Consider the following 24,294-nt stretch of genomic DNA (forward strand, 5'->3'; position numbering starts at 1 on the left):
GAAACCACCGCAAGAGATGGAGTATCCGATGTCCTTTCCGACCCTCACCACTGCCCGAGCCCGACGTCTGTTCGCTGACGACAGCGGGGCTGCGACCGCCGAGTACGCGATCGCCACCATGGCAGCCGTCGCCTTCGCGGGACTCCTGGTGGTCATCATGAGATCCGACGAGGTGCGCGGCATCCTCACCGACCTGGTCCGCCGCGCCCTCACGGTCGAATGAGGCGCGGCGTTCTCGGCGGCGGGTTCCCGACCGACGACCGCGGGGCCGTCGCCGCCGAGTTCGCCGTCGCGCTGCCGGCCCTGGTTCTGGTGATCGCGCTGGGGGTCGGCGCGTTGAGCGCCGGCTCCCGGCAGGTGCGCCTGCAGGATGCCGTCGCGGACGCGGCGCGTCTGGCGGCCCGCGAGGAGGATCCCGGGCGCGCGGCCGGCGCCGTCACCTCGGCGGTGCCCGGCGCCTCGGTCGAGATCACGGCGCGGGGCGATCTCGTCTGCGTACGCGCTGCGATCGACGCCGCGCCGCTGCCGATCACCCTGCGGGCGGAAGGCTGCGCGCTGGCGGGCGGACTCTGATGCCAGGCACCGCAGCCACGGTCGGCGCGATCGGTGCCGCAACGACCCTCATCGGAGCGCTCGCCGTCGTCGGCATGGCCTCCGGGGGTGCCCAGCGACTCGCCGGCGCCGCCGACGCAGCGGCCCTCGCAGCCGCAGATGCCGCCTCGGGTGCGGCGACCGGGGTGCCCTGCGAGCGAGCCGCGGAGGTCGCCGAAGCGAACGGCGTCACCGTGGCATCGTGCGACCTCGCGGAGCTCATCGCGACCGTGACGCTGTCGTCGACATTCGCGGGGATGCCCTTCCACGCGTCGGCGCGAGCCGGCCCACCGCCGTGACGGGTGGTTCTCAGCGACACGCAATCGGGCGGTGTGTATGGTGTGCATCGACGAAAGGACCCCCCGTTGGCCACAGGCAAGAAGCTCGTCATCGTCGAGTCGCCGACCAAGATGAGGTCGATCCAGGGATACCTGGGCGATGACTACGAGGTGCTCAGCTCGGTCGGGCACATCCGCGATCTCGCGGACAAGAAGCAGATCCCGGCGGAGAAGAAAGAGGCCTACGGCAAGTACTCCATCGACGTCGAGAACGGCTTCGATCCGTACTACGTCGAGAGCGAGCGGGGGCGCAAGACGGTCACCGAGCTCAAGCGGGCGCTGAAGCAGGCCGATGAGCTTTTGCTCGCCACCGATGAAGACCGCGAGGGCGAAGCCATCGCGTGGCACCTTCTGGAGACGCTCAAGCCGAAGGTTCCGGTCAAGCGCATGGTCTTCCACGAGATCACCAAGGACGCCATCCGCGCCGCGGTGCAGAACACCCGCGAGCTCGACCTCGCGCTCGTCGACGCGCAGGAGACCCGCCGCATCCTCGACCGGCTCTACGGCTGGGACGTCAGCCCCGTGCTGTGGTTCAAGGTTCAGCAGGGAACCTCCGCGGGTCGCGTCCAGTCGGCCGCGACGCGCCTGGTCGTCGACCGCGAGCGCGAGCGCATGGCGTTCGTCTCGGCGTCGTATTGGGGGATCGACGCGACGGCGGTCACCCTGCGCGAAGCCACCGACCCCGAGAAGTCCTTCTCAGCCCGTCTGGTGCGCATCGACGGGGGAACCCTCGCGCGCGGCACCGACTTCGACGACCGCGGTGAGCTCAAGAAGGCGGTTCTCGTTCTCAGCGAGACCGAGGCGAACGATCTCGCCGAGGCCATCCGCACCGCGTCTCGCGCATCCGTGTCCCACCTCGAGGCGAAGCCGGGAACCCGCAGCCCCAAGGCCCCGTTTACGACCTCCACGATGCAGCAGGAGGCCGGTCGCAAGCTCTCGATGAGCGCGAAGCACGCGATGAGCGTGGCGCAGCGCCTGTACGAGAAGGGGTTCATCACCTATATGCGAACGGACTCGACGGCGCTGTCCAAGCAGGCGGTCGAAGCAGCTCGTGCGCAGGCCGTGAGCCTCTACGGCGACAAGGCCGTGCCGGCCAACCCCCGGCTGTATCGCAGCAACTCCAAGAACGCGCAGGAGGCGCACGAGGCGATCCGTCCTTCGGGCGATGACTTCCGCACTCCGTCGTCGGTGGCCGGCGAACTGGACCGCGACGAGCAGCGCCTGTACGACCTCATCTGGAAGCGCACCATGGCCAGCCAGATGGCCGACGCCAAGTACGAGACCACCACGGTCACGCTCGAGGTCGACGCCGACGGGCGTCGTGTGGAACTGACGGCCTCGGGAACGGTCTACACCTTCAAGGGCTTCCTCGAGGCGTACGAAGAGGGCAGTGACGAGAAGCACGGCGACGCCGACAAGGCGGCCGACCAGTCGCTGCCGCAGCTGGCGGTCGGAGACGTGCTGCGCCTGTCCGAGGTCGAGCCGAAGGGTCACGCCACCTCTCCCAAGCCGCGCTACACCGAGGCGAGCCTCGTCAAGGCGCTCGAGGAGAAGGGGATCGGGCGCCCCTCGACGTTCGCGAGCATCATCGACGTCATCCTCAACCGCGGATACGTCTCCAAGCGCGGGCAGGCGCTCATCCCGAGCTGGCTCGCCTTCAGCGTGGTGCGGTTGCTCGAGCAGCACTTCGCCGATCTCGTCGACTACGACTTCACCGCGGCGCTCGAGGACGACCTCGATGCGATCGCCCGCGGCGAGCAGAAGCGCGTCGACTGGCTGCACGAGTTCTACTGGGGATCCGACGCGCACGTCGGACTGCGCAACATCGTCGACAACCTGGGCGAGATCGACGCCCGCGCGCTGAACTCCACGCCCATCGGCGACGTGGCGACCCTGCGCTTCGGCAAGTACGGGCCGTATCTGGAGGTGCCGAACGCCGAGGACCCCGAGGGCGAGCCGCGACGGGTCAACATCCCCGAAGACCTGGCCCCGGATGAGCTCACCGTCGAGAAGGCGACCGAGCTGATCGAGGCGCCCGTCGCCGGCGACCGCGTGCTGGGCGTGAACCCCGACACCGGCAAGCATATCGTCGTGAAGGACGGGCGCTACGGGCCGTACGTGCAGGAGCTCGAGCCGGAGCCCGAGGAGCCGGCGGCTCCCGCCGAGGCCGAGGCCCCGAAAAAGCGCGCGACCAAGAAGAAGGACGCCCCCAAGCCGCGCACCGCGTCGCTGTTCAAGTCGATGTCGGTCGACACCGTCGATCTGGAGACCGCGCTGCGGCTGCTGTCGCTCCCGCGCACCGTGGGCGAGGACCCGGAAAGCGGCGAGCCCATCACCGCGCAGAACGGGCGGTACGGTCCGTACCTCAAGAAGGGCACCGACTCGCGCACGCTGGAGAGTGAGCAGCAGCTCTTCGACGTCACCCTCGAGCAGGCACTCGAGATCTACAAGCAGCCGAAGTACGGCGCGCGCCGCGCCGCCAGTGCGCTGAAGGAGTTCGAGGCCGACCCGACCTCGGGCAAGCCGATCAAGCTGCGCGACGGCCGCTTCGGGCCGTATGTCACCGATGGCGAGACGAACGCGACCATTCCCCGCGGCGAAGATGTCGAGGCGGTCACCTTCGAGCGTGCCGTGCAGCTCCTCGCCGACAAGCGCGCCAAGGGCCCGGCCCCCAAGCGCAAGCGGGCGACGACGACGCGCAAGACGACCTCGAAGAAGTCGTGACCCGCGGACTCTTCGTCACCCTCGAGGGCGGCGACGGCGCCGGCAAGACGACACAGGCCCAGCTGCTCGCGGAATGGCTCTCCGATCGCGGGGCGAGCGTGGTCCGTACCCGGGAACCCGGCGGCACGGAGGTGGGCGCCCTCATCCGCGACATCGTGCTGCACCATCGGGGCGAGGTCGCCCCTCGCGCCGAAGCGCTCCTCTACGCCGCCGACCGTGCGCACCACATCGCCACGCTCGTGCGGCCCGCGCTCGAGCGAGGCGATGTGGTCATCCAGGACCGCTACCTCGACTCGTCGGTCGCCTACCAGGGCGCCGGGCGCGTGCTCGGACGCGACGAGGTGCGCGACCTGTCCCTGTGGGCGACCGAGGGGCTCCTGCCCGACCTGACGGTGCTCCTCGACCTCGATCCCCACCTCGCGCGCAGTCGGCTGGATGCGGACGACAAGCCCTTCGATCGCCTCGAGGCCGAGAAGGAGGTCTTCCACGCCGCGGTGCGCGCCGAGTTCCTCGCGCTGGCCACCGCCGAGCCGGACCGCTTCCTCGTCGTGGACGCCATGCGCCCCGCCGGGGAGATCGCCGGTGCAGTCCGCGACCGGGTGGCAGTCCTCCTCGAGGCGCGTTCCGGCGACGTCGGCGCGGCGGATTAGGCTGACGACCATGGATGCGACGGCCGACCCGGTGTCTCCCGTCGACGTCGTCGATCCCGCACCGCTTCCCTGGGACGCCGTGTGGGGCCAGCCCGACGCCGTGGAGATCCTGCGGGCCGCGGCGGCGGATCCCACGGCGATGACGCACGCGTGGCTCATCACCGGACCCCCCGGCTCCGGGCGCTCGACCCTCGCCTACGCGTTCGCGGCGGCGCTGATCGCGGAGCCCGGCGACGAGACGGTGATGCGGCAGGTGCTCGCCCGCACCCATCCCGATCTGACGGCGCTGCGCACGGAGCAGGTCATCATCCGCATCGACGAGGCGCGCAAGCTCGTCGAACGCGCCTTCTACGCGCCGTCGCTCGGTCGGCACCGCGTGATCGTCGTGGAAGACGCCGATCGCATGGCCGAGCGCACCTCGAACGTGCTGCTGAAGGCCCTCGAGGAACCACCCGACCACACGGTGTGGGTGCTCTGCGCGCCGAGCGACGCCGATCTGCTCCCGACCATCCGCTCGCGGGTGCGCACCCTGCGGCTCCGCGACCCGGAGGTCGACGACGTCGCCCGCCTGATCGTGCAGCGCACCGGCGCCGATCCCGGGGTCGCCGAGCAGTCGGCGCGGCACGCCCAGCGGCACATCGGCATGGCGCAGCGTCTGGCGACCGACGTGGCCGCCCGAGCGCGACGCGAAGAGACCCTGCGCGGCGTGCTCGGGGTGCGCGGGGTCGGCGACGCGGTCGAGGTCGCCGCGCGCATCGTGCAGGCGGCCACCGACGACGCGAAGGCGCTCACCGCGGAACGCGACGAGGCCGAGCGCGCCGACCTGCGGCGCACGCTCGGAGTCGCCGACGGTGCCGCCCTGCCGCCCGCCGTGCGCTCCCAGGTGACCGCGCTCGAGGATGAGCAGAAGCGTCGCGCGACCCGGAGTCTGCGCGACGGCATCGACCGCGTGCTCACCGATCTGCAGTCGATGTACCGCGATGTCGTGATGCTGGCCTTCGAGCGCGAGGCGGACATGATCAACCGCGAGCTCGAGTCGGAACTGCGCGCGCTCGCTCAGACCTGGGGCCCGCGGCGCGCCCTGGTGGTACTGGATCGCATCGCCGAGACGCGGCGCAACCTCGAACAGAACGTCAACCCCACCCTGGCCCTCGAGAGCTTGCTGGTCACCGTCGCCAGCGGGAGGACACCGTGAAGACCACCCTGATGCGTCGCGTCGGCGCCGTCGTCGGCGGGATCGCCGTCGCGAGCCTCACGCTCACCGGATGCCTGTACGCGATGATCCCCGAGGAGGGCGGCGTCGCCGCCCCCACCACGAGCGCGGCTCCCGACACCGACGGCGTGGCGGCCGAGCTGCTGCCGTTCTACGAGCAGACACTCGACTGGGCCGCGTGCGGCTCGGAGTTCGACTGCACGACCGTCGCCGTGCCGCTGGACTGGGACGACCCGACCGTGGGCGAGATCGAGCTGTCCGTCATCCGCCACCGGGCGACCTCGGGAGACCCGATCGGGTCGCTGCTGACCAATCCCGGCGGGCCGGGGTCGAGCGGCGTCTCGCTGATCCGTGACTCGCTGACCTTCGCCGTGGGCGAAGAGGTGGTGGATGCCTACGACGTCGTCGGATTCGACCCGCGCGGCGTCGGCGCGTCCACGGCGGTGACCTGCTTCGACGCGGCCGAGATGGATGCGTACCTGTACGACATCCCGGAGGATCCGCGCGGAAGCGATGGCTGGACCGCGGAGCTCGAGGAGCGCAACCAGGAGTTCGCGGATGCATGCGAGGCGGGCAGCGACGGCATCCTGCCCTACATCACCACCGACAACGCCGCTCGCGACATGGACGTGCTCCGGGCCGTGCTGGGCGACGCGCAGCTGAACTATCTCGGGTATTCCTACGGAACATTCCTCGGGGCGACGTACGCCAAGCTCTACCCGGAGAAGGTCGGGCGCCTCGTGCTCGACGGCGCGATCGATCCCTCCATCTCCGGACTCGAGGTCGGCACGACGCAGGCCCTCGGTTTCGAGTCCGCGCTGCGGGCGTACATGGCCGATTGCCTCGATGGTCAGGAATGCCCCTTCCGAGGCTCGGTCGACGATGCCATGGCCGACCTCGGAATCCTGCTCGCCGCCGTCGACGCCGAGCCCCTGCCCGCGGCGGACGGGCGGCAGCTGGGCGCGGACTCGCTCATGACCGGGATCATCGCCGCCCTGTACTCCCAGGACAGCTGGCCCTTCCTCACCCAGGCGCTGACCGACGCTCTGGCCGGCGACCCGACCCTCGCGTTCACGCTGGCCGACTTCTACAACGGCCGGGAGGGCGGCGAGTACACCGACAATTCCGCCGAGGCCTTCCGCGCTTACAACTGCCTGGACTACCCCGACGACGCCACCGACGCGGAGGAGCAGGCGGCGGAAGACCTCATCGCCGCCGAAGCGCCGACGATCGCGCCGTACTGGTCGGGCCCCGACCCCTGCGATGCGTGGCCGGCCGCTCCGACCGGGGTGCGCGAGGAGATCACCGCGGACGGCGCGGCGCCCATCCTCGTCGTCGGCACGACCAACGACCCCGCGACCCCGTACGAATGGTCGGTGGCGCTTGCCGATCAACTGTCGTCCGGCGTTCTGATCACGCGCGTGGGTGAGGGTCACACGGGCTACAACAAGGGGAACGCCTGCGTGGATGACGCCGTCGACGCGTATCTCCTGAACGGCACCGTCCCCGACGGCGACATCACCTGCGAGTGACCCGGCGCCGATGGTTCGCGGCGGCGTTCACGAGGCTGTAAGATCGTTGATCGTGCATCGCGCAAGCGGGGCGCGCCACCTTAGCTCAGTCGGCAGAGCGATTCACTCGTAATGAATAGGTCAAGGGTTCGATTCCCTTAGGTGGCTCAGACGCGAAGGGGTCGCATCCGCGGCCCCTGTCGCCCTCTCCACCGGAGGATCGCCGATGCACGGAGCGGTCGACACAGTCGCCGAGATCTTCGCGTGGCTCGGATTCGGTGTCGGCACTCTGGTTGCCGGGCTCGCGCTCATCCTCTATCTCGTCGACGGCACGTGGCGACCCGTGCGCATCGTCATCGACGACGCACCCGAGGGTCGGGTCGCTCGCTGGTTCGGCGATGACGGTGTCGGTCAGGCCGTGCTGACCGCGGAGCAGGAGCAGGCGATCGGTCACGACGACACCGCCGACGCCTTCGCCCGCCAGGGGAGCCGTGACCGCCTGCGCCTGACCGCGCATTCGCCGCTCGTGCGGGCCGTGACCTGGTTCGCCGTGGGGTTCCTCGGCGTCGGCGTCGTGTCGCTCGGCGTCTCGATCGCGCTGATCTTCGTGCGCGGGTGACCGCGTCAGCCGACCGCGAGCATCCCGCCGGCGACGAGCGCCAGAACGAGGCCGATCCACTGCACGCCCGCGACGCGCTCCCGGAGCACGAGCGCGGCGAGGAGGATCGTGCCGGCGGGGTAGAGCGCCGTGAGGGCGGAGACCACCGCGAGGTCCCCCGATCGCAGCGCCACGAGGGCTGCGACGTTCGCTCCCACGTCGAGCAGCCCGCATCCGATCGCCAGCCACCAGGGTGAGATCTGCGGACCGCGCCCAGCCGCCGTCGGGGCCCCGCCGGCGTGCTCGAGGTCGACGTGGCCGCTCGGCGCGGCACCCACGCGCGCGCCGACGGGCAGAAGAGCGTGCGTCGCCGGCCGCCCGCGCCGCCGGGCGATGACGACCATGCCGAGCACCACGGCGCCGGTGATGACGGTGCTCGTCGCGCGGTTGACGACGAGGGGAACGAGACCGCTCGCCTCGCTGGTCTGATCGAGCGCGATGAGGAACGCGCCGATCGCGGCGCCGGCGCCCAGGGCCATCAGGAGGCCGCGGAGGCTCGGGCGGACCACCTTCTCGCCGGGGATGAATCCCACCAGGATGACCGCGACGAGCGCGATCGCGAGCCCGGCGTAGCCCAGGGCGCTGAAGGCCTCGCCCTGAACGAGCAGCCCCCACGACATCGGGGCGATCGCCGTCACGACGGCTGTCAGCGGCGAGAGGATGCTCATCGGCCCGATCGCGAGGCACGCGTAGAGGAGCACGATGGCGACGACGCCGAGCATGCCTGAGAGCAGTCCCCACATCACATCGGTGCTCAGCCAAGCGCCGCCGACGAGCGGCAGGGCGGCGAGGAGGGCGAGGAGACCGGTGGCGGCTGCGACCGCGGTGACGACGATGGACCGCAGACGTCGTGCGGCCAGCCCGCCGAGGAAGTCGGCGGAGCCGTAGACGAGGGCCCCGGTGAAGGCGATCAGCGCGGCGAACATCGGGATCAGCCTACGGGCGTCCGTCGGGGGACGGATATCGCTAGATAGGCTAGCTATATGTCCTCGCCGCAGCACGTCCGACGCACGCCCCCACGATGGGCGCGTGTCGGCATCCCGATCGTCCTCGTTCTCGTCTGGCTCATCGGCGGCTCCATCGGGGGCCCGTACTTCGGAAAGGTCGACGAGGTCGCCACCAACGACCAGTCCAGCTTCCTTCCCGAGAGCGCCGACGCCACGCAGGTCTCCGAACGGCTGCCGGACTTCCTCGGCGACGACACCATCCCGGCCGTCGTGGTCGTCACCGGCGACGGCGCCCTCTCCGACGACGACCTCGCGGAGATCAGCGATCTCTCCGACGAGATCGCGGACCTTCCCGGCGTCGTGGACGGCGTCTCCCCGCCGATCGTGTCGGAGGACGAGGAGGCGGCGCAGATCTTCGTGCCGATCGATTCGTCGGGCGAGGTGCGCGAGACGGTCGAGGAGATCCGCGACCTCATCGAGGCGGACCTGTCCGACGGCATGCAGGGCTGGGTCACCGGCCCGGCCGGGTTCACCTCCGATCTCACCGAGGGCTTCCTCGGCATCGACGGCCTGCTCCTCGCGGTGGCCCTGATCGCGGTGTTCGTGATCCTCGTGATCGTCTATCGATCCCCCCTCCTGCCGATCCTCGTGCTGCTCACGAGCGTGTTCGCGCTGTGCGTCGCGCTGCTGGTCGTGTGGTGGCTCGCGTTCGCCGACGTCTTCGTCTTGAACGGCCAGGTGCAGGGCATCCTCTTCATCCTCGTGATCGGCGCGGCGACCGACTACGCCCTGCTCTACGTCGCCCGGTTCCGCGAGGCCGCGGGTGAGGGACTCGGGCGCTGGGATGCGGCCCTGCGGGCCTGGCGCGGGGCGTTCGAGCCCATACTCGCGTCCGGCGGCACCGTGATCGCCGGACTCCTGTGCCTGCTGCTCAGCGACCTCGCGACCAACCGCGCCCTCGGTCCCATCGCCTCCATCGGCATCGTCTTCTCGATGCTGTCCGCCCTGACCTTCCTGCCGGCGCTGCTGGCGCTGTTCGGTCGAGCAGCATTCTGGCCGTTCATCCCGAAGGCGCCTCCCGCGCAGATCCCCGACGATCTGACCCAGCCGGTCGCCGGATTCTGGCAGCGGCAGGCGCGCCTGGTCGCGCGTCACGCGCGCCCCGTCTGGATCATCAGCACGGTCGTCCTTCTCGCCGCCGCCGTGGGCGTCACGCAGCTGAAGGCCGACGGCGTCGCCACCAGCGACCTCGTGCTCGGCGCCTCCGAGGCGCGCGATGGGCAGGACGTGCTCGCCGAGCACTTCCCGGCAGGGTCGGGAAGCCCGGTGTACGTGATCGTCCCCGAGTCCGATCTGGGCGCGGCCGCCGAGGTGCTCGACGAGAACGAGGGTGTGGATGCCGTCGCCGTCGCGAGCGAGGATTCGCCCACCGGCCAGGCCGGTGTCGTCGTCGATGGCGGCGAGGCCACGATCGAGGCGTTCGGACCCCCGGGATCCGCGGCGCCGGAGCCGACCCTCTCCGACGGCGACGTGCTCCTGATCGGAACCCTCACCGACGCAGCCGATTCGGTCGCCGCGGAGGACACCGTGCGCGACCTGCGCATCGCGTACGACGAGGAGCTGGGGGAGGGAACGGCCCTCGTCGGCGGGGTGACGGCGACCGACATCGACTCGAACGACACCTCGATCCGCGACCGGACGGTGATCATCCCGGTCGTCCTGGCGGTGATCCTCGTCATCCTCATGCTGCTCCTGCGGGCGGTGCTGGCCCCGGTGCTGCTGGTGGCGAGCGTCATCCTCTCCTTCGGGTCGGCCCTCGGCGTATCGGCTCTCGTCTTCAACGGCGTCTTCGCCTTCCCGGGCGCCGATCCGGCCGTGCCGCTGTACGGATTCGTCTTCCTCGTCGCCCTCGGCGTGGACTACAACATCTTCCTCATGTCGAGAGTGAGGGAGGAGTCGCTGGTCCACGGCACACGGCGCGGGATCCTGCGCGGACTCGTCGCCACCGGCGGGGTGATCACCTCCGCCGGCCTCGTTCTGGCGGCCACGTTCGCCGCGCTCGGGGTCATCCCGATCCTGTTCCTCGCTCAGATCGCCTTCATCGTGGCGTTCGGTGTGCTGCTGGACACCTTCGTCGTGCGCTCCCTTCTCGTTCCGGCGCTGTCGTACGACATCGGCCGGGCGATCTGGTGGCCCTCGAAGCTCGCGCGGCGCGAGGACTCGGCGCGCGGCGGCGCATCCGGAGCGGGCTCGTCGGGTGACGGGCAGCCGGCGGAGGAACTCACGGCCGACGACGGCCATGCCCTGACACGAGCGGAGTACCGGCGTACGCTCGAAGAATGAGCACGGCCTTGTTCATCGTCGACGTCCAGAACGATTTCACCGAGGGCGGCGCCCTCGGGGTGGAAGGCGGTGACGACGTCGCCCGCCGCATCAGTGAGTATGTCGCCGCCCATCGCGACGACTATGTCATCGTCGTCGCGTCGCGGGACTGGCACGACGGCGACAACGACAACGGCGGTCACTTCGCCGACGGCGAGCCCGACTTCGTCGACACGTGGCCCGTCCATTGCGTCGCCGGAACGGCGGGCGCCGAGTACGACGACCATTTCGACACGACGGGTGTGACCCATCACCTCAAGAAGGGCAGGGGGGAGCCCGCGTACTCGCTGTTCGAAGGCGAGACCGACGACGGCCGCACGGCCGTGCAGCTGCTCGAAGAGCACGGCGTGCTCGACATCGACGTCGTCGGCATCGCCACCGACTATTGCGTTCGCGCATCCGCCCTGGATGCCATCGCCGCGGGTCGACGGGTGCGGGTGCTCACCGACCTGGTCGCCGGGGTCGCGCCCGACTCGAGCGACCGCGCCCTCGCCGAGATCGCCCACGCCGGCGGCGCGCTCGCCGCGTCTGTGGATTGATCCACCGGTCGCACCGCGTGCCGCGTAGTCTCGGAGGGTGACCGACGACGAGCCGGACGCCTCACCCCCTGACCGCGTGACCAATCCCGTCGCGGTGGCCGGGCTCGTGCTCGCGATCGTGGCGATGCTGCTCAGCGTGATCAGTCCCGGCCTGTCGATACTCGTCGGCGTGCCCGCCGTGGCGTGCAGCGCGTTCGGGTTCCGGCTGTATCAACTCGGACGCGGAGGACGCTTCCCGGCCGCGGCAGGACTCGTTGTCGGCGCGGCGGCCGTCATCCTGCCCATCGCTCTTCTGCTCGCGCTCTGACCGGCGTGGAGAACCCCGGATCCTCCGACGCGCCCCCCGCGGATCGCGTCGACGACACGCGCCCTCGCCCGACGCCGCTGTGGGCGCTGCTGTCGCGCTGGCTCCTGGCGACGGAGGCATGGTTGCGGTCGCACGGCGGCGCGCGGCTGCGCTGGACGCTGCGCGGCGGCTGGGCGCTGGTCGCCGCAGTGGGCGTGCTCCTCCTGGTGGGTCCCGTCATCAACCCGCCGTTGACGCTGGATGACCTGCTCGATTCCGCTGAGAGCGCGACCGACAGCTGGATCGCCCGCGAGTTCGACGCCGCCTACACGCTGCTGCCGCAGAGCGACGGCCATCTGGATGCCGAGGTCACCGAGACCATCACGGCGCTCTTTCCCGACGACCTCGATCGATCGACGATCGCGCGCACGCTGCCGACGCAGTACGAGGGGCATGATCTGCGCACGGAGGTCATCGAGGTGACGCTCGACGGCGTGGCGGTGGCACCCGCGGTGCGTGACACCGGCGATCAGCTGCGCGTGCAGGTCGATGCCGGCCACGAGCTGTCCGGTGATCACACCCTCGTGCTGCGCTATCGCCTCCACGACCTCGCCTTTTCGGGGATCGACGCGGCGACGGGCCGCGACGCCGACATCGTCGAGTGGAGCGTGCTCGGTCCGGACTGGCCGCACGGCATGGCGGTGTTGAACGTGAGCGTCACGCTGCCCGAGCACCTCGATTCCGAGCTCGTGCGCAGCCCGCGAGGGGCGGCCGCGTGGAGCCTCGTCGGCGGCGGGGAGTGGCTGGAGCCGGAAGCGGACTCCCCGCCGTCGAGCGTGACGTACGCGTTCACGCTCGAGCAGAACATGCCCCCGCACTCGCAGGCATGGTTCACCCTCGTCTTCCCCGCCGGCACCATCGCGATGCCTCCGCCCTCGCCCCTCTTCCTCGTCCAGTCGTTCGGCCCTCTCGTTCCGCTCGCGATCCTTCTCGTCTCGCTCCTGTTCGCCCTTGCCGCGCGGGCGGTCGCCTGGAGCGATGCCCGAGGGCGGCCGTGGTACGTCGCTCAGCACGATCCGCCGGAGGGCGTGGATGTGCGCACCGCGGCTCAGCTTCTGGGTGCGGTCCGCACGCGCGAACTCGCCCTCGCGATCGATCGCCTCGGTGGCGGCCGCCGCGCCGAGCACCTGGCGGCGGTGGGGCGTGCGGCTGCGCGGACCGGCCGGTTCGGCGACCGCTTCCGGGCGGCGGCGGCTTTCCGGCTCGATCCCGCCCGCGGCGCGCAGCTGAGGGAGGGATACCGCCGCATCCCCCGAGGGTTCGTGCGCGACGCGTTCCTGTGTGCTCCGCCGGCTCTGTCACTCCTGCAGCTGGGACTGGTCCGGCAGCTCTCCCACCAGGCCACGCTCGCGATCGTGTGGTGGCCGGTCGCCTTCGTCGCCCTCTCGCTCGTGCTCACCGCGGCCATCTTCTGGATCGCGCTGTCGGCGCGCCCGCTGACTCGTCGGGGGGCCCTCGCTCGACAGCATCTGCTGGGCGTGCGTCTTCAGGCCGAACGAACCGAGCTGATCGCGCGCTCTCCGCTGACCGATCGAGGTTTTCCCTACGCCGTCCTCACCGGTGATCCGAGGCCGACCGGCGAGGTCGTCTTCGCGCGCGTGGCCGACGAGCTCGGCGCCGACGATCTCCGGCGTTGGCGCACGCGCGACTTCCTGACCTGGCCGAGGCTTCTCATCCGCGTCCTGGCGGTCTTCGTCGTCGTCGGCGCCGTGGGCGTGATCGCGATCGTGCCCAACCCGTACGAACGGGGAGGGACGAGTGCATCCTGGGACTTCGCCGCGGCCGGAACCCTCTACACGCAGGTGAGCGCGGTGGACATCGCGGCGAGGATCGAGCTCGTCGCCGGCGAACCGGTCCTGGTCGTCACGGAGCGCGTCGACGTGACGTTCGAGGAGGGGGCCGCGCGCGTCCCGCAGTTCGCCCAGCGATTCCCGGCCGAGGTGGACGGCCAGGACATCGGATTCGAGGTTGCCGCGGTGCGCGTCGACGGCGACGCTGTCGACTACAGCGCCTCGCGGGTGGGTGCCCAGACAGAGGTCTCGACGGCTCTGCCACGGGTGCTGGAGGGCGAGCATACGGTCGAGATCGCGTACGCGATCGAGCATCCGGTCACCGTCGGCGTCGGATCGCCGGTGTCGGGACACGACGAAGAGACGGTGCAGCGGATCCGCTGGAGTGCGCTGCTGGACGGGTGGGAGAGCGGATGGGGGCATCCGTCGGCGCCGTCGGCACGCGTCTCGATCGCCATTCCGGATGACCTCGCCGAGACAGCACTGTCCGCCGGATGGCTACGGGAGGACCCGGACACCGCCGAGGAGGCGCGGGACTGGCGGGAATCGGGATTCCCGTTCGGCACGGCCGTCGAGGAGCTGGAGCGTGGGCTCCCGGACTCTGACGCCAGCGGGACTCTGACCGAGGAGCAGATCACGGAGGGGTCCGTGGTCACTCACGTGCTCGAGACAGCCGAGGGGGAGTACGGATATCCCACCTCCGGCACCTACTCCGGCCTCGGTGTCCTGCTGGAGTTCCCCGCCGGGTCCTTCACCGTCGACCGGGCCGGGTGGACGCAGCATCGCCTGTCCCAGGTGTTCCCGATCGTGCTCGTCGGCGTCCTCACCGCCGCGGCTCTCGCACTCGCGGTGCTGGCCGCGGTTGTCGTCCGTGTCCGCCGATCCCGTCGGTTTTCCCGCGGCACGTTCCGCGAGGCGATGTGGGTGCTCCCCCCGGCGTTCGCGGTCGCCGCCCTGATCGTGTTCTTCTGGGCGACGGCCGACATGCCGTCGGACTGGCGGGAGTTCCCGGCTCTCGCGGGGGGAGCGCTCACGGCGATCGCCGCGAGCGTGGCCGGCTGGATCCTCGTGCGCCCGGAGGCCTCCCGCGCTCGCGCTCGGACCGACGCGGACGTCAGAGCGGAGTGACGTCGTCTCCGACCCGGATGGTCCCGCCACCGTGTCGGGGGAGCAGGAGAACACCCAGGGTCGGCTCCGATTGGGCGAACTCCTTCGTGAGCAGGCCGAGGAGGCGCGCATCCCGAACGCCCGTGTCGGGATTGACGGTGATCGCCGCACAGCGGCCGATGGGCCGCTCGATGTCGAACTCCATCCCGCCGATGCGCAGCGATCCGCGCCAGCTCAGCTCCTCCCAGGCGTGGGTGTCTCCGATGACGATGTTCGATCGAAAACGGCGATCGTCGATGGCGACCGGCGCGGCATCCGCCACCGCGTGCACCGACGCGGCTCCGTGCAGCGACACATATCCGCGGGCGCGGTCCTGGAAGCGCGAGGTCAGCCCGTCGCCGATGAGGTGGAGGGGCATGACGCCGTCCGCACGGAGAAGACGGGCGTCGGCGGTGCGGGTGAGCCACCCGCCGCCTTTCGGCGACCCTCATCGTCGAGGACCGTGTCGAGCACGAGGCCTTCCTCGTCGTCGTGGATGCGCAGGCGCCGCTCTGCGGCGTCGAACGTCGTGCGCAGCCTCGCGAGAGAGGCGAAGCGCATGAGCGAGAGGCCGCGCGCCTTCGGCCAGTGATCGAGCCCGCCGTCGGAATCGGGCGTCACGGCGTCGGCGAACCGGAAGGCCAGTACCCGATCGCCTCGCACGCGACCGTCGGCGTCGATCTCGAGAGCGGTCAGCGCCTCGGGTGTGAAGCCCTTGACCGGGTAGCGGAAGAGAGCGGTGACCGTGGGCACGCCTCATCCTCGCACGCGGTGGCCGGGGCCTCTTCGCATGACGAGGTTGGTGGGCCCCGTGGGGCTCGAACCCACGACCCGCGGATTAAAAGTCCGATGCTCTACCGACTGAGCTAGAGGCCCGTGAACCTCCAGCCTAATGGGCGACGCGGCCGCCGACGCACCTCGCATAGCGTCGACGACCGCGTCGTCTTGGTCGCGGCCGGCCCTCCCCCGAGTCCGGCCGCCGGCGGTTCGAGCCTTACGGCATCAGAACCGAGTCGATGAGGTACACGGTCGCGTTGGCGGTCTGAACGCCACCGCAGATGACCATCGCGTCGTTGACCATCAGCTCGTCACCCGAGCCGGTGACCTCGACGTCGCCACCCTGGACCGTGGTCTGGGTTCCGACGACCTCGTCGGGGCTCAGCTGCCCGGGAACGACGTGGTACGTGAGGATCGAGGTGAGCAGCTCCGAGTCGGTGGAGAGCGTCTCGATCGTGGCCTCGTCGATCTGGGCGAACGCGTCGTCGACGGGCGCGAAGACGGTGAACTCGTCGCCGTTCAGGGTGTCGACGAGGTTGACGTCGGGGTTCAGCTCGCCACTGACGGCCGCGGTGAGCGTGGTCAGGAGCGGGTTGTTCGACGCGGCGACCGCGACGGGATCCATGGCCATGCCCTCGACCGAGCCCGCGCCGTCCGGAACGGCTTCCGCGTAGTCGGCGCAGCCCGGGCCGACGAGCATGGCGGCGGGGTCCATGGTGTCTTCCTCCATGGCGTCGTCCTCCATGGGGGCGGTGGTCTCTTCGGTGGGCATGTCCTCGTCCATCGTCTCCGACGACGTGGAGCCGGAACAGGCCGACAGCGCGAACGTCGCGGCGACGGCGAGCGAGAGACCAGCAGTGATGTGCGACTTCTTGGTGAGCATGACTTTACCTCCGGTGTAGGTGGCCGCGAGGGCCGGATCGTCGTCCGCAGAAGCGGCGTACACAGGCTCTTCGGAGCACCCGGGCGGGTGGATTGGAGATTTCTCGGATCCGGTCTCTCCGCAGCCGCTCACAGCCGTCGACACACGTCAAGCGGACCGTACCGATACCGGATTCCTCGCGCGCGTGAGGCATGCTGGAGCGTATGGTCATTGACGGCGTCGACGTCCCCGAGGACGGCAGCGACCGCACCGATCACGTCGCCGAACTCCTCGAACGCATCGCCGGAGGCGACCAGAGCGCGTTCACCGCGCTGTACGGCATGCTCTCCTCGCGCGTTTTCGGTCTCATCCTGCGTGTGCTCGTCGACCGATCGCAGAGTGAAGAGGTCCTTCAGGAAGTGTTTCTGGAGGTGTGGCAATCCGCCGCGAAGTTCGCTCCGAAGAAAGGGCAAGGAAGGTCGTGGGTGCTCACGATCGCCCATCGCCGAGCCGTCGACCGCGTGCGGTCGTCGCAGGCGAGCAGCGATCGCGACGTCCGCGCCGGCATCCGTGACCTCGGAGTGGCATACGACGGGGTCGCGGAGCAGGTCGAACTGAAGCTCGAAGGACGACGCGTCTCGACGGCTCTGTCGGCCCTTCCCGACCCTCAGCGCGAGGCCATCGTCCTGGCGTACTACGGGGGTTACAGTCAAAGCGAGATCGCGGCGATGACAGGATCGCCGCTGGGAACGGTCAAGACCAGGATGCGCGACGGTCTGTCGCGGCTACGGGTCGAGATGGGGGTGAAAGCGTGAATCGGAACGAGTTCGCGGAGCTGTCGGCGGGGCACGCGTTGCACGCCCTGTCGGCCGACGACGAGCGCGCGTACGAAGCCGCGCTCGCCGCAAACCCGGAATGGCAGCACATCGCCGCCGCCGACGCCGATGCCGCGGCCCTGCTGGGCTCTGCCGTCCCCATCGTCGAGCCGCCCACGGCGATTCGCGAGGCACTCTTCGCCCGCATCGCCGAGACACCGCAGGTCCCCAAGGCACCGGCATCACCGCCGGTCCAGCCGTCGACGGCGCCGCGCACCGAAGCCATCCAGACCGTCGCACGGCAGAAGTGGATGCGCGGCATGTTCGCGCTCGCCGCGTCGCTCGTGCTGCTGGTGGCGCTCGGCTTCGGCGCGGTCACGATCAACGAGTACCTCACGCGGCCGGCATCCGTCGTCGCGCTCCAGCAGATCGAGGACGCCCCGGATTCGGAGGCGACGACTGCCGAGCTCGTCAACGGCGAGGGTGCGGTCACGGCCTACTGGTCGGAGTCGCTGGGACAGGCCGTGCTCGTCTCCGACGATCTGCCCGACCTCGGCGACGACCAGACGTACGAGCTGTGGTTCGTGCGCGGGGAGGGTCCGGTATCGGCCGGCCTCTACAGTCCCGCAGACAGCGACGAGCCCGCGCTCCTGGAGGGCCAGTTCGAGCCGGGAGATGCCCTCGCGGTGACGATCGAACCCGCCGGCGGATCGCCGACCGGACAGCCGTCGACCGATCCGATCGTGGTCATCCCCACGGCGTGACGTCGTCGTCGGGCGCGTAGCCTGGACGCATGAGTGACGAGTCCCGGGAATTCCACAAGCCCGTGCGGCGCCCCGCGGAGCTGTTCGATCGGCTCTACTCGGCGCAGGACCCGGCTGAGGTCTCGCGCGCCGCACACTCGACCGCCCAGGCGCTGCTCTCGCGCGTGCGCGACGAGCCGGATGCGGCGGTCGTCGACCGCCTGGTGACCTTCACCGACGACCACGGGATCGACGACATCGCCGAGCTGTGGTCGCGTTCGCCGGCGTCGAGCCTGCCGGGCGCGCTGTGGCGGCTGTACCTGCTGCAGCTGATGATCCACGACGATCCCGGCACGGCGGCGCTGCTGTACGAGCGCGGGCGCGCGGAGCTCGCCTCCGCCGACGACGTCGTCGCGGGTGCTCCCACGCCTGCCGGGCCGGAGGAGCTGGTCGCGCTCATCGACGTCATCCTGCGCGGCGCGTTCAGCGGGGACTTCGCGGTGGCGTTGGAGCGTGCGGCGGCGTTCTGCCGCATCCAGGCTGCCGGATCCACCCACCTCGCCGACGACTACGAGCCGACGGAGTCCGACCGTGCGAGTGCGCTCACGCGCCGAGCGCTCCGCCTGTCCGACTACGGCACCGATCTCGCGACCTGCGCCGGCCTGTGGCGACGCGAGACCCTCACGTGATCGCACCAGATCCATCCTGACCGGTCCGATCGCCTCGCCGATGTCGGAGAATCGCGCCGATGTCGGAGAAAAACGGCGAATGTCTCCGACAAAGCGATGAATCTCCGACATCGGGCGTCGTGCGGTGGGGAGTGGATGAGGATGCGGATGCGCGTCCGGGCGGGCAGCGTCCGGGCCGGGCCGGGCAGCAAAGTGCCGGGCCGCAGAACGCCTCTCGGCGCAAGGCCGCTCGAAGCGGCAGAAGATGGAGCCCGGGGTTACTGCGGCCCGGCTGTTCCAGTGTAACGGACCGTGCGCCGGGGGTATTCCGGGCGCCGTAGGCTCGTGCCATGGCTTGGAGATTCGCGCTCATCATCGACCCCGCCGAGGCGGATGCGGCCGCCACCGACTTCGCGGCGACGTTCCAGCAGGTCGACCCTGCGGCGCCCGCGCTCAGCATCGGCGAGCTGAGCACGCAGCGCGGTGACGGCATCTTCGAGTCGATCGGCGTCGTCGACGGGCACGCGCAGGAGGTCGGACCCCACCTGGACCGGCTGGCGCACTCGGCGCGGCTGTGCGACCTGCCGGCACCGAACCTCGTGCAGTGGCGTGAGGCGATCGCCGTCGCGGCCGCGGCATGTCCGCCGGGGGAGTGCGTGATCAAGCTCATCCTGAGTCGCGGCATCGAGCACGGACCCACCCCGACCGCGTGGGTCACCGCCGCATCCGCCCCCGACAACACCGCCGCCCGCACCGGGGGTGTCCGCGTGGTCACGCTCGACCGCGGCTTCGACAGCGCCGCTCCCGCACGAGCGCCGTGGCTGCTGCTCGGGGCCAAGACCCTGTCCTACGCCGTGAACATGGCGGCGATCCGCGAGGCGCGGCGACGCGGCGCCGATGACGCGCTGTTCGTCACGACCGACGCCATCGTGCTCGAGGGGCCCACCAGCTCGGTCATCCTGCGATTCGGGGACCGGTTCGTCACGCCCGAACCCGGCGCGGGCATCCTGCACGGCACGACCCAGGTGAGCCTGTTCGCACACCTGCGCGACCTCGGCTTCGATGCCGCGTACGAGACCGTGCCGGTGTCCCGGCTGCACGAAGCGGATGCGGCGTGGCTCGTCTCGAGCGTTCGGCTCGCGGCTCCTGTGGTCGCGATCGACGGCGCGCAGCTGCCCCTCGACGCCGCCTTCACGGCATCGCTCAACGAGTACCTGCTCGCGCCTCGCGACTGAGCGGCGCGCTCATGCGGACGGCGCCCGCACGGTGATCCGTGCGGGCGCTGTCTGACGGAGGCGGTCGATCACCCGAAGCGACCGGAGACGTAGTCCTCGGTGGCCTGCTCCTGCGGGGTGGTGAACAGCGTCTTGGTGTCGTTGTACTCGATGAGCTTGCCGGGCTTGCCGGTGCCGGCGATGTTGAAGAAGGCGGTCTTGTCGCTCACACGCGATGCCTGCTGCATGTTGTGCGTGACGATCACGACCGTGTACTCGTTCTTCAGCTCGCCGATCAGCTCCTCGATCGCGAACGTCGAGATGGGGTCCAGCGCCGAACAGGGCTCGTCCATCAGCAGCACGTCGGGGGAGACGGCGATGGCGCGGGCGATGCACAGACGCTGCTGCTGACCGCCCGAGAGGCCCGAACCGGGACGGTCGAGACGGTCCTTGACCTCGTTCCAGAGGTTGGCGCCGCGCAGCGACCGCTCGACGAGGTCGTCGGCATCCTTCTTGGAGATGCGCTTGTTGTTCAGCTTGACGCCGGCCAGAACGTTCTCGCGGATCGACATGGTCGGGAACGGGTTCGGGCGCTGGAAGACCATGCCGACCTGGCGACGCACCGCCACCGGGTCGACGCCGTTGCCGTAGAGGTCGTCGCCGTCGAGGAGGACCTCGCCTTCGACGCGGGCGCCGGGGATGACTTCGTGCATGCGGTTGAGGGTGCGCAGGAAGGTCGACTTGCCGCACCCGGACGGACCGATGAAGGCGGTCACCGAACGCGGCTCGATGTCGAGAGACACACCCTCGACGGCGAGGAAGTCGCCGTAGTAGACGTTGAGGTCGTTGACTTCGATGCTCTTGGACAAGACGGTTCTTTCTCTCGGGTGTGGGTCAGCGACCGGTCTTCGGGGCGAAGAACTTCGCGACCGCGCGAGCGGCGAGGTTCAGCACCATGACGATCAGGATCAGCGTCAGGGCCCCGGCCCAGGCGCGGGAGATGGCCGAGTCGGGGCTGGTGCCCTGGTTGGCGTACTGGTTGTAGACGAACACCGGCAGCGTCATCATGTTGCCGTCGAACAGGTTGAGGTTGAGGCTCGCGGTGTAGCCGGCCGTCAGCAGCAGGGGGGCCGTCTCTCCGATGACGCGGGCGATGGCGAGCATCACGCCCGTGGTGATGCCGGCGATCGAGGTGGGCAGGACCACCTTCACGATCGTCAGCCACTTCGGCACGCCGAGGGCGTACGAGGCCTCGCGCAGCTCGTTCGGCACCAGGCGGAGCATCTCCTCCGACGAGCGCACGACCACGGGGATCATCAGCACGCTCAGTGCGACCGCACCCATGAAGCCGTTCGAGATGCCGGGACCGAAGAAGACCACGAACAGCGAGTAGGCGAACAGACCCGCGACGATCGACGGGATGCCGGTCATCACGTCGACGAAGAAGGTGATGGCCTTGCCGAGCTTGCTGCGCGAGCCGTACTCCACCAGGTAGATGGAGGTCATCAGGCCGATCGGGACCGAGATGATCGTCGCCGCCAGCGTGATCAGCAGGGTGCCCCAGATGGCGTGGATCGCGCCGCCGCCATCGCCGATGACGTTGCGCATGCTGTACGTGAAGAACTCGATGTCGAAACGGGCGAGACCGTTGACGAGCACCGTGAACAGCAGGGAGATCAGCGGGAGGAGGGCCACCAGGAAGGCGGCCGACACGATGGCGGTGATGAAGCGGTCGGTCGCCTTGCGCTGACCTTCCACGATGGACGAGATGGCGTAGATCGCCGCGACGAACAGCAGGGTTCCGAGGAACACGGTGGCGGCGATGTTGAAGTCGCCGACGGGGTTGCCGATGTTGGCGAATCCGAACACGACCGCCATGAGGGCCCACGACGCTGCGAGGACGATCCACGGCGTCGCCTTCGGAAGGCGGCCGGTGGTGAGGGAGTTCGCCTTCGCCGGTGCGGCGGTCTTCTCGATGGTGGTCATCAGTTGGCTCCCGAGAACTCGGCGCGGCGCGCGACGATCCAGCGCGCCAGTGCGTTGACGCCGAAGGTGAGGACGAAGAGGACGAGACCGGTGGCGATGAGCACGCTGATGCCGTCACCGTAGGCCTCCGGGAACGACAGGGCGATGTTTGCGGGAATGGTGGTCGGGTTCGTCGCGGTGAGGAGCTCGAAGGTGACCACGCCCGACACGGACAGCACCATGGTCACGGCCATCGTCTCGCCGAGCGCGCGCCCGAGGGCGAGCATCGCCGCGGAGACCATTCCGCCGCGGGCGAAGGGGAGGACGGCCATCTTGATCATCTCCCAGCGGGTGGCGCCGAGCGCGAGAGCGGCTTCTTCGTGAAGTACCGGGGTCTGCAGGAACACCTCGCGGCAGATGGCGGTCATGATCGGCAGCACCATGATCGCGAGCACCAGGGCGGCGGTCAGGATGGTGCGGCCGGTGGCGGAGACCTGGCCGCCGAACAGCGGGATCCAGCCGAGGTATTCGTTCAGCCAGACGTAGAACGGCTGAGCCATGCCGGCGAAGACGAGGCCGCCCCAGAGGCCGAAGACGACGGAGGGCACGGCGGCGAGCAGATCGATGATGTAGCCGAGCACCGCGGAGATTCTGCGGGGCGCATAGTGCGAGATGAAGAGGGCGATGCCGATGGCGAAGGGTGCGGCGACGACCAGAGCGAGGATCGCCGACCAGATGGTGCCGAAGACGAGCGGCCACACGTACTCGAGGAACGAGCTGCCGTTGAGGATCGGGTTCTCGGCGGGGTCGGAGGTGAACGCCGGAACGGATTCGGCGATCAGGAAGACGGACACCGCGGCCAGCAGCACCAGGATGGTGATTCCTGCGGCCAGAGCGGTGCCCGAGAAGGCGAGGTCGCCAGGGCGGCGGCGTGCGCCGCGTTTGGTCTCGGTCTTCACGGGTGGGCGGTTGTCGGTGGTCGTCGCCATTTCTGTCCTTCGCCGGGAACCCATTGCCCCAGTATGTCTGCTGCGGGTCGGACGGGATATCCCGCCCTGCCCGACGGCGAGGCCGGGCAGGGCGGGATCAGGGGGATGATCAGCCGATCAGGGCGATCGCGGACTCGATCTGCGAGCGCAGGTCGTCCGAGATCGGGGCCGAGCCGGCGTTCTCGGCGGCGGCGTCCTGGCCCTCGGGGCTGGCGATGTAGGAGAAGTACGCCGCGACCAGTTCAGCGGTGTTCGCGTCCTCGTACTCGACGCAGCCGATGAGGTAGCTGACGAGGGCGATCGGGTAGACGCCGGACTCTTCGGTGCTGTAGTCCACCTCGAGGGCGAGGTCGCCCTCGCCGCGGCCCTCGACCTGCGGAGCCGAGTCGACGATCATCGCGGCGGCTTCGGCCGAGTAGGGGACGAACTCGCCACCGACGCCGACCGAGACGGTGCCGAGGTCGCCGACCTGCGAGGCGTCGGCATAGGTGATCGCGCCGTTGCCGTTGCGGGTCGCGTCCACGACGCCCGAGGTGCCCTGAGCGGCCTCACCGGAGTCGATCGGCCACACGCCGTCGGCCTCGTACTCCCACGCGCCGCCCGAGGCGGCCTCGAGGTAGGATGTGAAGGTCTCGGTGGTGCCCGAGTCGTCCGAGCGGTGCACGGGCGAGATGGCGAGGTCGGGGAGCTCGACGTCGGGGTTGTCGGCGGCGATGGCCTCGTCGTTCCAGTTGGTGATGTCGCCGGCGAAGACGCTCGCGATGGTCTCAGCCGACATGTTCAGGCTGTCGATGCCCTCGAGGTTGAAGGCGACGGCGACCGGGGAGATGTACATCGGCAGCTCGACGATGCCGGCCTCTCCGTCAGCGGCGCACGCGGCGAAGCCGCCGGCGGCGATCTCCTCGTCGTTGAACGCGCGGTCCGAGCCGATGAAGTTGCTGGCGCCGGCGATGAAGTTCTCGCGGCCGGTGCCCGATCCGGTGGGCTCGTAGTTGACCGTGACGTCGGGGTTGGCGGTCTGGAAGTTCGCGACCCACGCCTCCTGGGCGGCGGTCTGCGACGAGGCGCCGGTGGCGTCGAGGGTGCCCGAGAGCGTGCTCGTCTCGTCGGTGGTGTCCGAGGCGGTGTCGGTGCCCTCGTTCGCGGCGCAGGCGGTCAGGGCGAGTGCGGCGACAGCGCCGAGGGCGCCGATCTTCGCAAGACGGTTGAGCTTCACTGTGAATCCTCACGTGTAGGGGTTGGGGTTGCGGGCCCGGTGCGGGGCTCGCCGTGCACGCTAAGCACGCAGCCTTAAGAGAGTGCGCGCGGGAGGTGAACGACTGGTGAACGGATGTTGTGCAGGAAGCCGGATCGCCCGAGCCGTGCGAAGGCGGCTTCGCGGAGTGGTTAGCGTGATGGTCATGTCCGAGATCACGAAGGCGGCGCG

Annotated in this window: 24 protein-coding genes and 2 tRNA genes; 17 read left to right on the plus strand and 9 right to left on the minus strand. The window is 69.9% G+C overall.

The genetic code is table 11. From position 1 onward, the window contains the following. Window positions 1-28: 28 nt before the first annotated feature. From IM777_RS04340 to IM777_RS04380, 9 genes are all read left to right on the plus strand, one after another. Entirely contained in the window at window positions 29-223 is a 195-nt protein-coding gene (locus tag IM777_RS04340) for a DUF4244 domain-containing protein (protein WP_143003687.1), read from the plus strand. Beyond that, window positions 220-573, plus strand: coding sequence for a TadE family type IV pilus minor pilin (locus IM777_RS04345; protein WP_194384794.1), 354 nt, complete (start codon window positions 220-222; stop codon window positions 571-573). The genes IM777_RS04340 and IM777_RS04345 overlap by 4 nt, the downstream gene beginning before the upstream one ends. Continuing rightward, on the plus strand, window positions 573-890 hold the full coding sequence (locus IM777_RS04350; RefSeq protein ID WP_071044424.1) for an Rv3654c family TadE-like protein: 318 nt from the start codon (window positions 573-575) through the stop codon (window positions 888-890). Before IM777_RS04345 ends, IM777_RS04350 begins: the two co-directional genes overlap by 1 nt. Before the next feature lie 66 nt (window positions 891-956). Further along, window positions 957-3,653, plus strand: coding sequence for a type I DNA topoisomerase (gene topA / locus IM777_RS04355; protein ID WP_075807105.1), 2,697 nt, complete (start codon window positions 957-959; stop codon window positions 3,651-3,653). Further along, the gene (gene tmk / locus IM777_RS04360; protein ID WP_071044425.1) at window positions 3,650-4,303 is read left to right on the plus strand and encodes a dTMP kinase; all 654 of its coding nucleotides are present in this window, start codon (window positions 3,650-3,652) and stop codon (window positions 4,301-4,303) included. The genes topA and tmk overlap by 4 nt, the downstream gene beginning before the upstream one ends. 10 nt (window positions 4,304-4,313) lie before the next feature. Then, window positions 4,314-5,498: a DNA polymerase III subunit delta' gene (locus IM777_RS04365; protein WP_071044426.1), complete on the plus strand. Its 1,185-nt coding sequence runs from the start codon at window positions 4,314-4,316 to the stop codon at window positions 5,496-5,498. Between the two features lie 11 nt (window positions 5,499-5,509). Beyond that, window positions 5,510-7,048, plus strand: coding sequence for an alpha/beta hydrolase (locus tag IM777_RS04370; protein ID WP_071044557.1), 1,539 nt, complete (start codon window positions 5,510-5,512; stop codon window positions 7,046-7,048). Between the two features lie 74 nt (window positions 7,049-7,122). Next, window positions 7,123-7,195, plus strand: a tRNA-Thr gene (locus IM777_RS04375). A 58-nt stretch (window positions 7,196-7,253) separates the two neighbouring features. After that, window positions 7,254-7,646 (plus strand): hypothetical protein, encoded by a 393-nt coding sequence (locus tag IM777_RS04380; RefSeq protein ID WP_071044427.1) that lies wholly within the window; start codon window positions 7,254-7,256, stop codon window positions 7,644-7,646. A 5-nt stretch (window positions 7,647-7,651) separates the two neighbouring features. On the opposite strand, the gene IM777_RS04385 is transcribed toward IM777_RS04380, so the two are convergent. Next, window positions 7,652-8,611, minus strand: coding sequence for an EamA family transporter (locus tag IM777_RS04385; RefSeq protein WP_071044428.1), 960 nt, complete (start codon window positions 8,609-8,611; stop codon window positions 7,652-7,654). Window positions 8,612-8,668: 57 nt separating this feature from the next. Here IM777_RS04385 and IM777_RS04390 point away from each other — a divergent pair, with 57 nt between their 5' ends. The 4 genes from IM777_RS04390 to IM777_RS04405 are packed head-to-tail and all read left to right on the plus strand — an operon-like array spanning window position 8,669 to window position 14,817. Beyond that, on the plus strand, window positions 8,669-10,975 hold the full coding sequence (locus IM777_RS04390; protein ID WP_071044429.1) for an MMPL family transporter: 2,307 nt from the start codon (window positions 8,669-8,671) through the stop codon (window positions 10,973-10,975). Then, window positions 10,972-11,553, plus strand: a complete 582-nt coding sequence (locus IM777_RS04395) for an isochorismatase family protein (RefSeq protein ID WP_071044430.1) — start codon at window positions 10,972-10,974, stop codon at window positions 11,551-11,553. Before IM777_RS04390 ends, IM777_RS04395 begins: the two co-directional genes overlap by 4 nt. A gap of 37 nt (window positions 11,554-11,590) precedes the next feature. Beyond that, entirely contained in the window at window positions 11,591-11,860 is a 270-nt protein-coding gene (locus IM777_RS04400) for a hypothetical protein (RefSeq protein WP_194384795.1), read from the plus strand. 5 nt (window positions 11,861-11,865) lie between these two features. Beyond that, complete coding sequence (locus tag IM777_RS04405) at window positions 11,866-14,817, plus strand: DUF2207 domain-containing protein (RefSeq protein WP_071044432.1); 2,952 nt, start codon at window positions 11,866-11,868, stop codon at window positions 14,815-14,817. Here the strand turns inward: IM777_RS04405 and IM777_RS17145 are convergent. The 4 genes from IM777_RS17145 to IM777_RS04420 all read right to left on the minus strand — a co-directional run bounded on the left by IM777_RS17145 (window position 14,804) and on the right by IM777_RS04420 (window position 16,495). Then, on the minus strand, window positions 14,804-15,214 hold the full coding sequence (locus tag IM777_RS17145) for an MOSC domain-containing protein (RefSeq protein WP_228480949.1): 411 nt from the start codon (window positions 15,212-15,214) through the stop codon (window positions 14,804-14,806). The two genes, IM777_RS04405 and IM777_RS17145, sit on opposite strands and share 14 nt — an antisense overlap. Continuing rightward, window positions 15,184-15,588, minus strand: coding sequence for an MOSC domain-containing protein (locus IM777_RS17150; RefSeq protein ID WP_228480950.1), 405 nt, complete (start codon window positions 15,586-15,588; stop codon window positions 15,184-15,186). The genes IM777_RS17145 and IM777_RS17150 overlap by 31 nt, the downstream gene beginning before the upstream one ends. A gap of 47 nt (window positions 15,589-15,635) precedes the next feature. Further along, window positions 15,636-15,711, minus strand: a tRNA-Lys gene (locus IM777_RS04415). Window positions 15,712-15,829: 118 nt separating this feature from the next. Next, window positions 15,830-16,495, minus strand: a complete 666-nt coding sequence (locus IM777_RS04420; RefSeq protein ID WP_194385441.1) for a fasciclin domain-containing protein — start codon at window positions 16,493-16,495, stop codon at window positions 15,830-15,832. 191 nt (window positions 16,496-16,686) lie between these two features. Between IM777_RS04420 and sigK the strand changes: the two genes are divergently transcribed. The 4 genes from sigK (at window position 16,687) to IM777_RS04440 (ending at window position 19,935) form a co-directional block, all read left to right on the plus strand. Beyond that, window positions 16,687-17,289: an ECF RNA polymerase sigma factor SigK gene (gene sigK, locus IM777_RS04425; protein WP_176759402.1), complete on the plus strand. Its 603-nt coding sequence runs from the start codon at window positions 16,687-16,689 to the stop codon at window positions 17,287-17,289. Further along, window positions 17,286-18,053, plus strand: coding sequence for an anti-sigma factor (locus IM777_RS04430; protein ID WP_071044434.1), 768 nt, complete (start codon window positions 17,286-17,288; stop codon window positions 18,051-18,053). Before sigK ends, IM777_RS04430 begins: the two co-directional genes overlap by 4 nt. 29 nt (window positions 18,054-18,082) lie before the next feature. Beyond that, a complete protein-coding gene (locus IM777_RS04435; protein ID WP_071044435.1) occupies window positions 18,083-18,721 on the plus strand; it encodes a DNA-directed RNA polymerase subunit beta in 639 nt (212 codons plus the stop codon). A 329-nt stretch (window positions 18,722-19,050) separates the two neighbouring features. Further along, entirely contained in the window at window positions 19,051-19,935 is an 885-nt protein-coding gene (locus IM777_RS04440; protein ID WP_071044436.1) for an aminodeoxychorismate lyase, read from the plus strand. 68 nt (window positions 19,936-20,003) lie between these two features. Here the strand turns inward: IM777_RS04440 and pstB are convergent, their stop codons facing one another. From pstB to IM777_RS04460, 4 genes are all read right to left on the minus strand, one after another. Beyond that, window positions 20,004-20,783, minus strand: a complete 780-nt coding sequence (gene pstB / locus IM777_RS04445) for a phosphate ABC transporter ATP-binding protein PstB (RefSeq protein WP_071044437.1) — start codon at window positions 20,781-20,783, stop codon at window positions 20,004-20,006. 25 nt (window positions 20,784-20,808) lie between these two features. Next, window positions 20,809-21,900, minus strand: a complete 1,092-nt coding sequence (gene pstA, locus IM777_RS04450) for a phosphate ABC transporter permease PstA (RefSeq protein WP_071044438.1) — start codon at window positions 21,898-21,900, stop codon at window positions 20,809-20,811. Further along, entirely contained in the window at window positions 21,900-22,868 is a 969-nt protein-coding gene (gene pstC, locus IM777_RS04455; RefSeq protein WP_071044439.1) for a phosphate ABC transporter permease subunit PstC, read from the minus strand. The genes pstA and pstC overlap by 1 nt, the downstream gene beginning before the upstream one ends. Before the next feature lie 109 nt (window positions 22,869-22,977). Then, the gene (locus IM777_RS04460; RefSeq protein ID WP_071044440.1) at window positions 22,978-24,084 is read right to left on the minus strand and encodes a phosphate ABC transporter substrate-binding protein PstS; all 1,107 of its coding nucleotides are present in this window, start codon (window positions 24,082-24,084) and stop codon (window positions 22,978-22,980) included. Window positions 24,085-24,294: the final 210 nt, after the last annotated feature.

Origin of the sequence: Microbacterium luteum (assembly GCF_015277875.1) — a bacterium.
In the GTDB taxonomy this organism is placed as follows: Bacteria; Actinomycetota; Actinomycetes; order Actinomycetales; family Microbacteriaceae; genus Microbacterium; species Microbacterium luteum.

What these genes read in the sequence shown, in the direction of transcription:
- IM777_RS04340 (WP_143003687.1), top strand. Translation starts at nt 29, where the DNA reads ATGTCCTTTCCGACCCTCACCACTGCCCGAGCCCGACGTCTGTTCGCT.
- IM777_RS04345 (WP_194384794.1), top strand. Translation starts at nt 220, where the DNA reads ATGAGGCGCGGCGTTCTCGGCGGCGGGTTCCCGACCGACGACCGCGGG.
- IM777_RS04350 (WP_071044424.1), top strand. Translation starts at nt 573, where the DNA reads ATGCCAGGCACCGCAGCCACGGTCGGCGCGATCGGTGCCGCAACGACC.
- IM777_RS04365 (WP_071044426.1), top strand. Translation starts at nt 4,314, where the DNA reads ATGGATGCGACGGCCGACCCGGTGTCTCCCGTCGACGTCGTCGATCCC.
- IM777_RS04370 (WP_071044557.1), top strand. Translation starts at nt 5,510, where the DNA reads ATGCGTCGCGTCGGCGCCGTCGTCGGCGGGATCGCCGTCGCGAGCCTC.
- IM777_RS04380 (WP_071044427.1), top strand. Translation starts at nt 7,254, where the DNA reads ATGCACGGAGCGGTCGACACAGTCGCCGAGATCTTCGCGTGGCTCGGA.
- IM777_RS04385 (WP_071044428.1), bottom strand. Translation starts at nt 8,611, where the DNA reads ATGTTCGCCGCGCTGATCGCCTTCACCGGGGCCCTCGTCTACGGCTCC.
- IM777_RS04390 (WP_071044429.1), top strand. Translation starts at nt 8,669, where the DNA reads ATGTCCTCGCCGCAGCACGTCCGACGCACGCCCCCACGATGGGCGCGT.
- IM777_RS04395 (WP_071044430.1), top strand. Translation starts at nt 10,972, where the DNA reads ATGAGCACGGCCTTGTTCATCGTCGACGTCCAGAACGATTTCACCGAG.
- IM777_RS17145 (WP_228480949.1), bottom strand. Translation starts at nt 15,214, where the DNA reads ATGCCCCTCCACCTCATCGGCGACGGGCTGACCTCGCGCTTCCAGGAC.
- IM777_RS04420 (WP_194385441.1), bottom strand. Translation starts at nt 16,495, where the DNA reads ATGCTCACCAAGAAGTCGCACATCACTGCTGGTCTCTCGCTCGCCGTC.
- sigK (WP_176759402.1), top strand. Translation starts at nt 16,687, where the DNA reads ATGCTGGAGCGTATGGTCATTGACGGCGTCGACGTCCCCGAGGACGGC.
- IM777_RS04435 (WP_071044435.1), top strand. Translation starts at nt 18,083, where the DNA reads ATGAGTGACGAGTCCCGGGAATTCCACAAGCCCGTGCGGCGCCCCGCG.
- IM777_RS04440 (WP_071044436.1), top strand. Translation starts at nt 19,051, where the DNA reads ATGGCTTGGAGATTCGCGCTCATCATCGACCCCGCCGAGGCGGATGCG.
- pstA (WP_071044438.1), bottom strand. Translation starts at nt 21,900, where the DNA reads ATGACCACCATCGAGAAGACCGCCGCACCGGCGAAGGCGAACTCCCTC.
- pstC (WP_071044439.1), bottom strand. Translation starts at nt 22,868, where the DNA reads ATGGCGACGACCACCGACAACCGCCCACCCGTGAAGACCGAGACCAAA.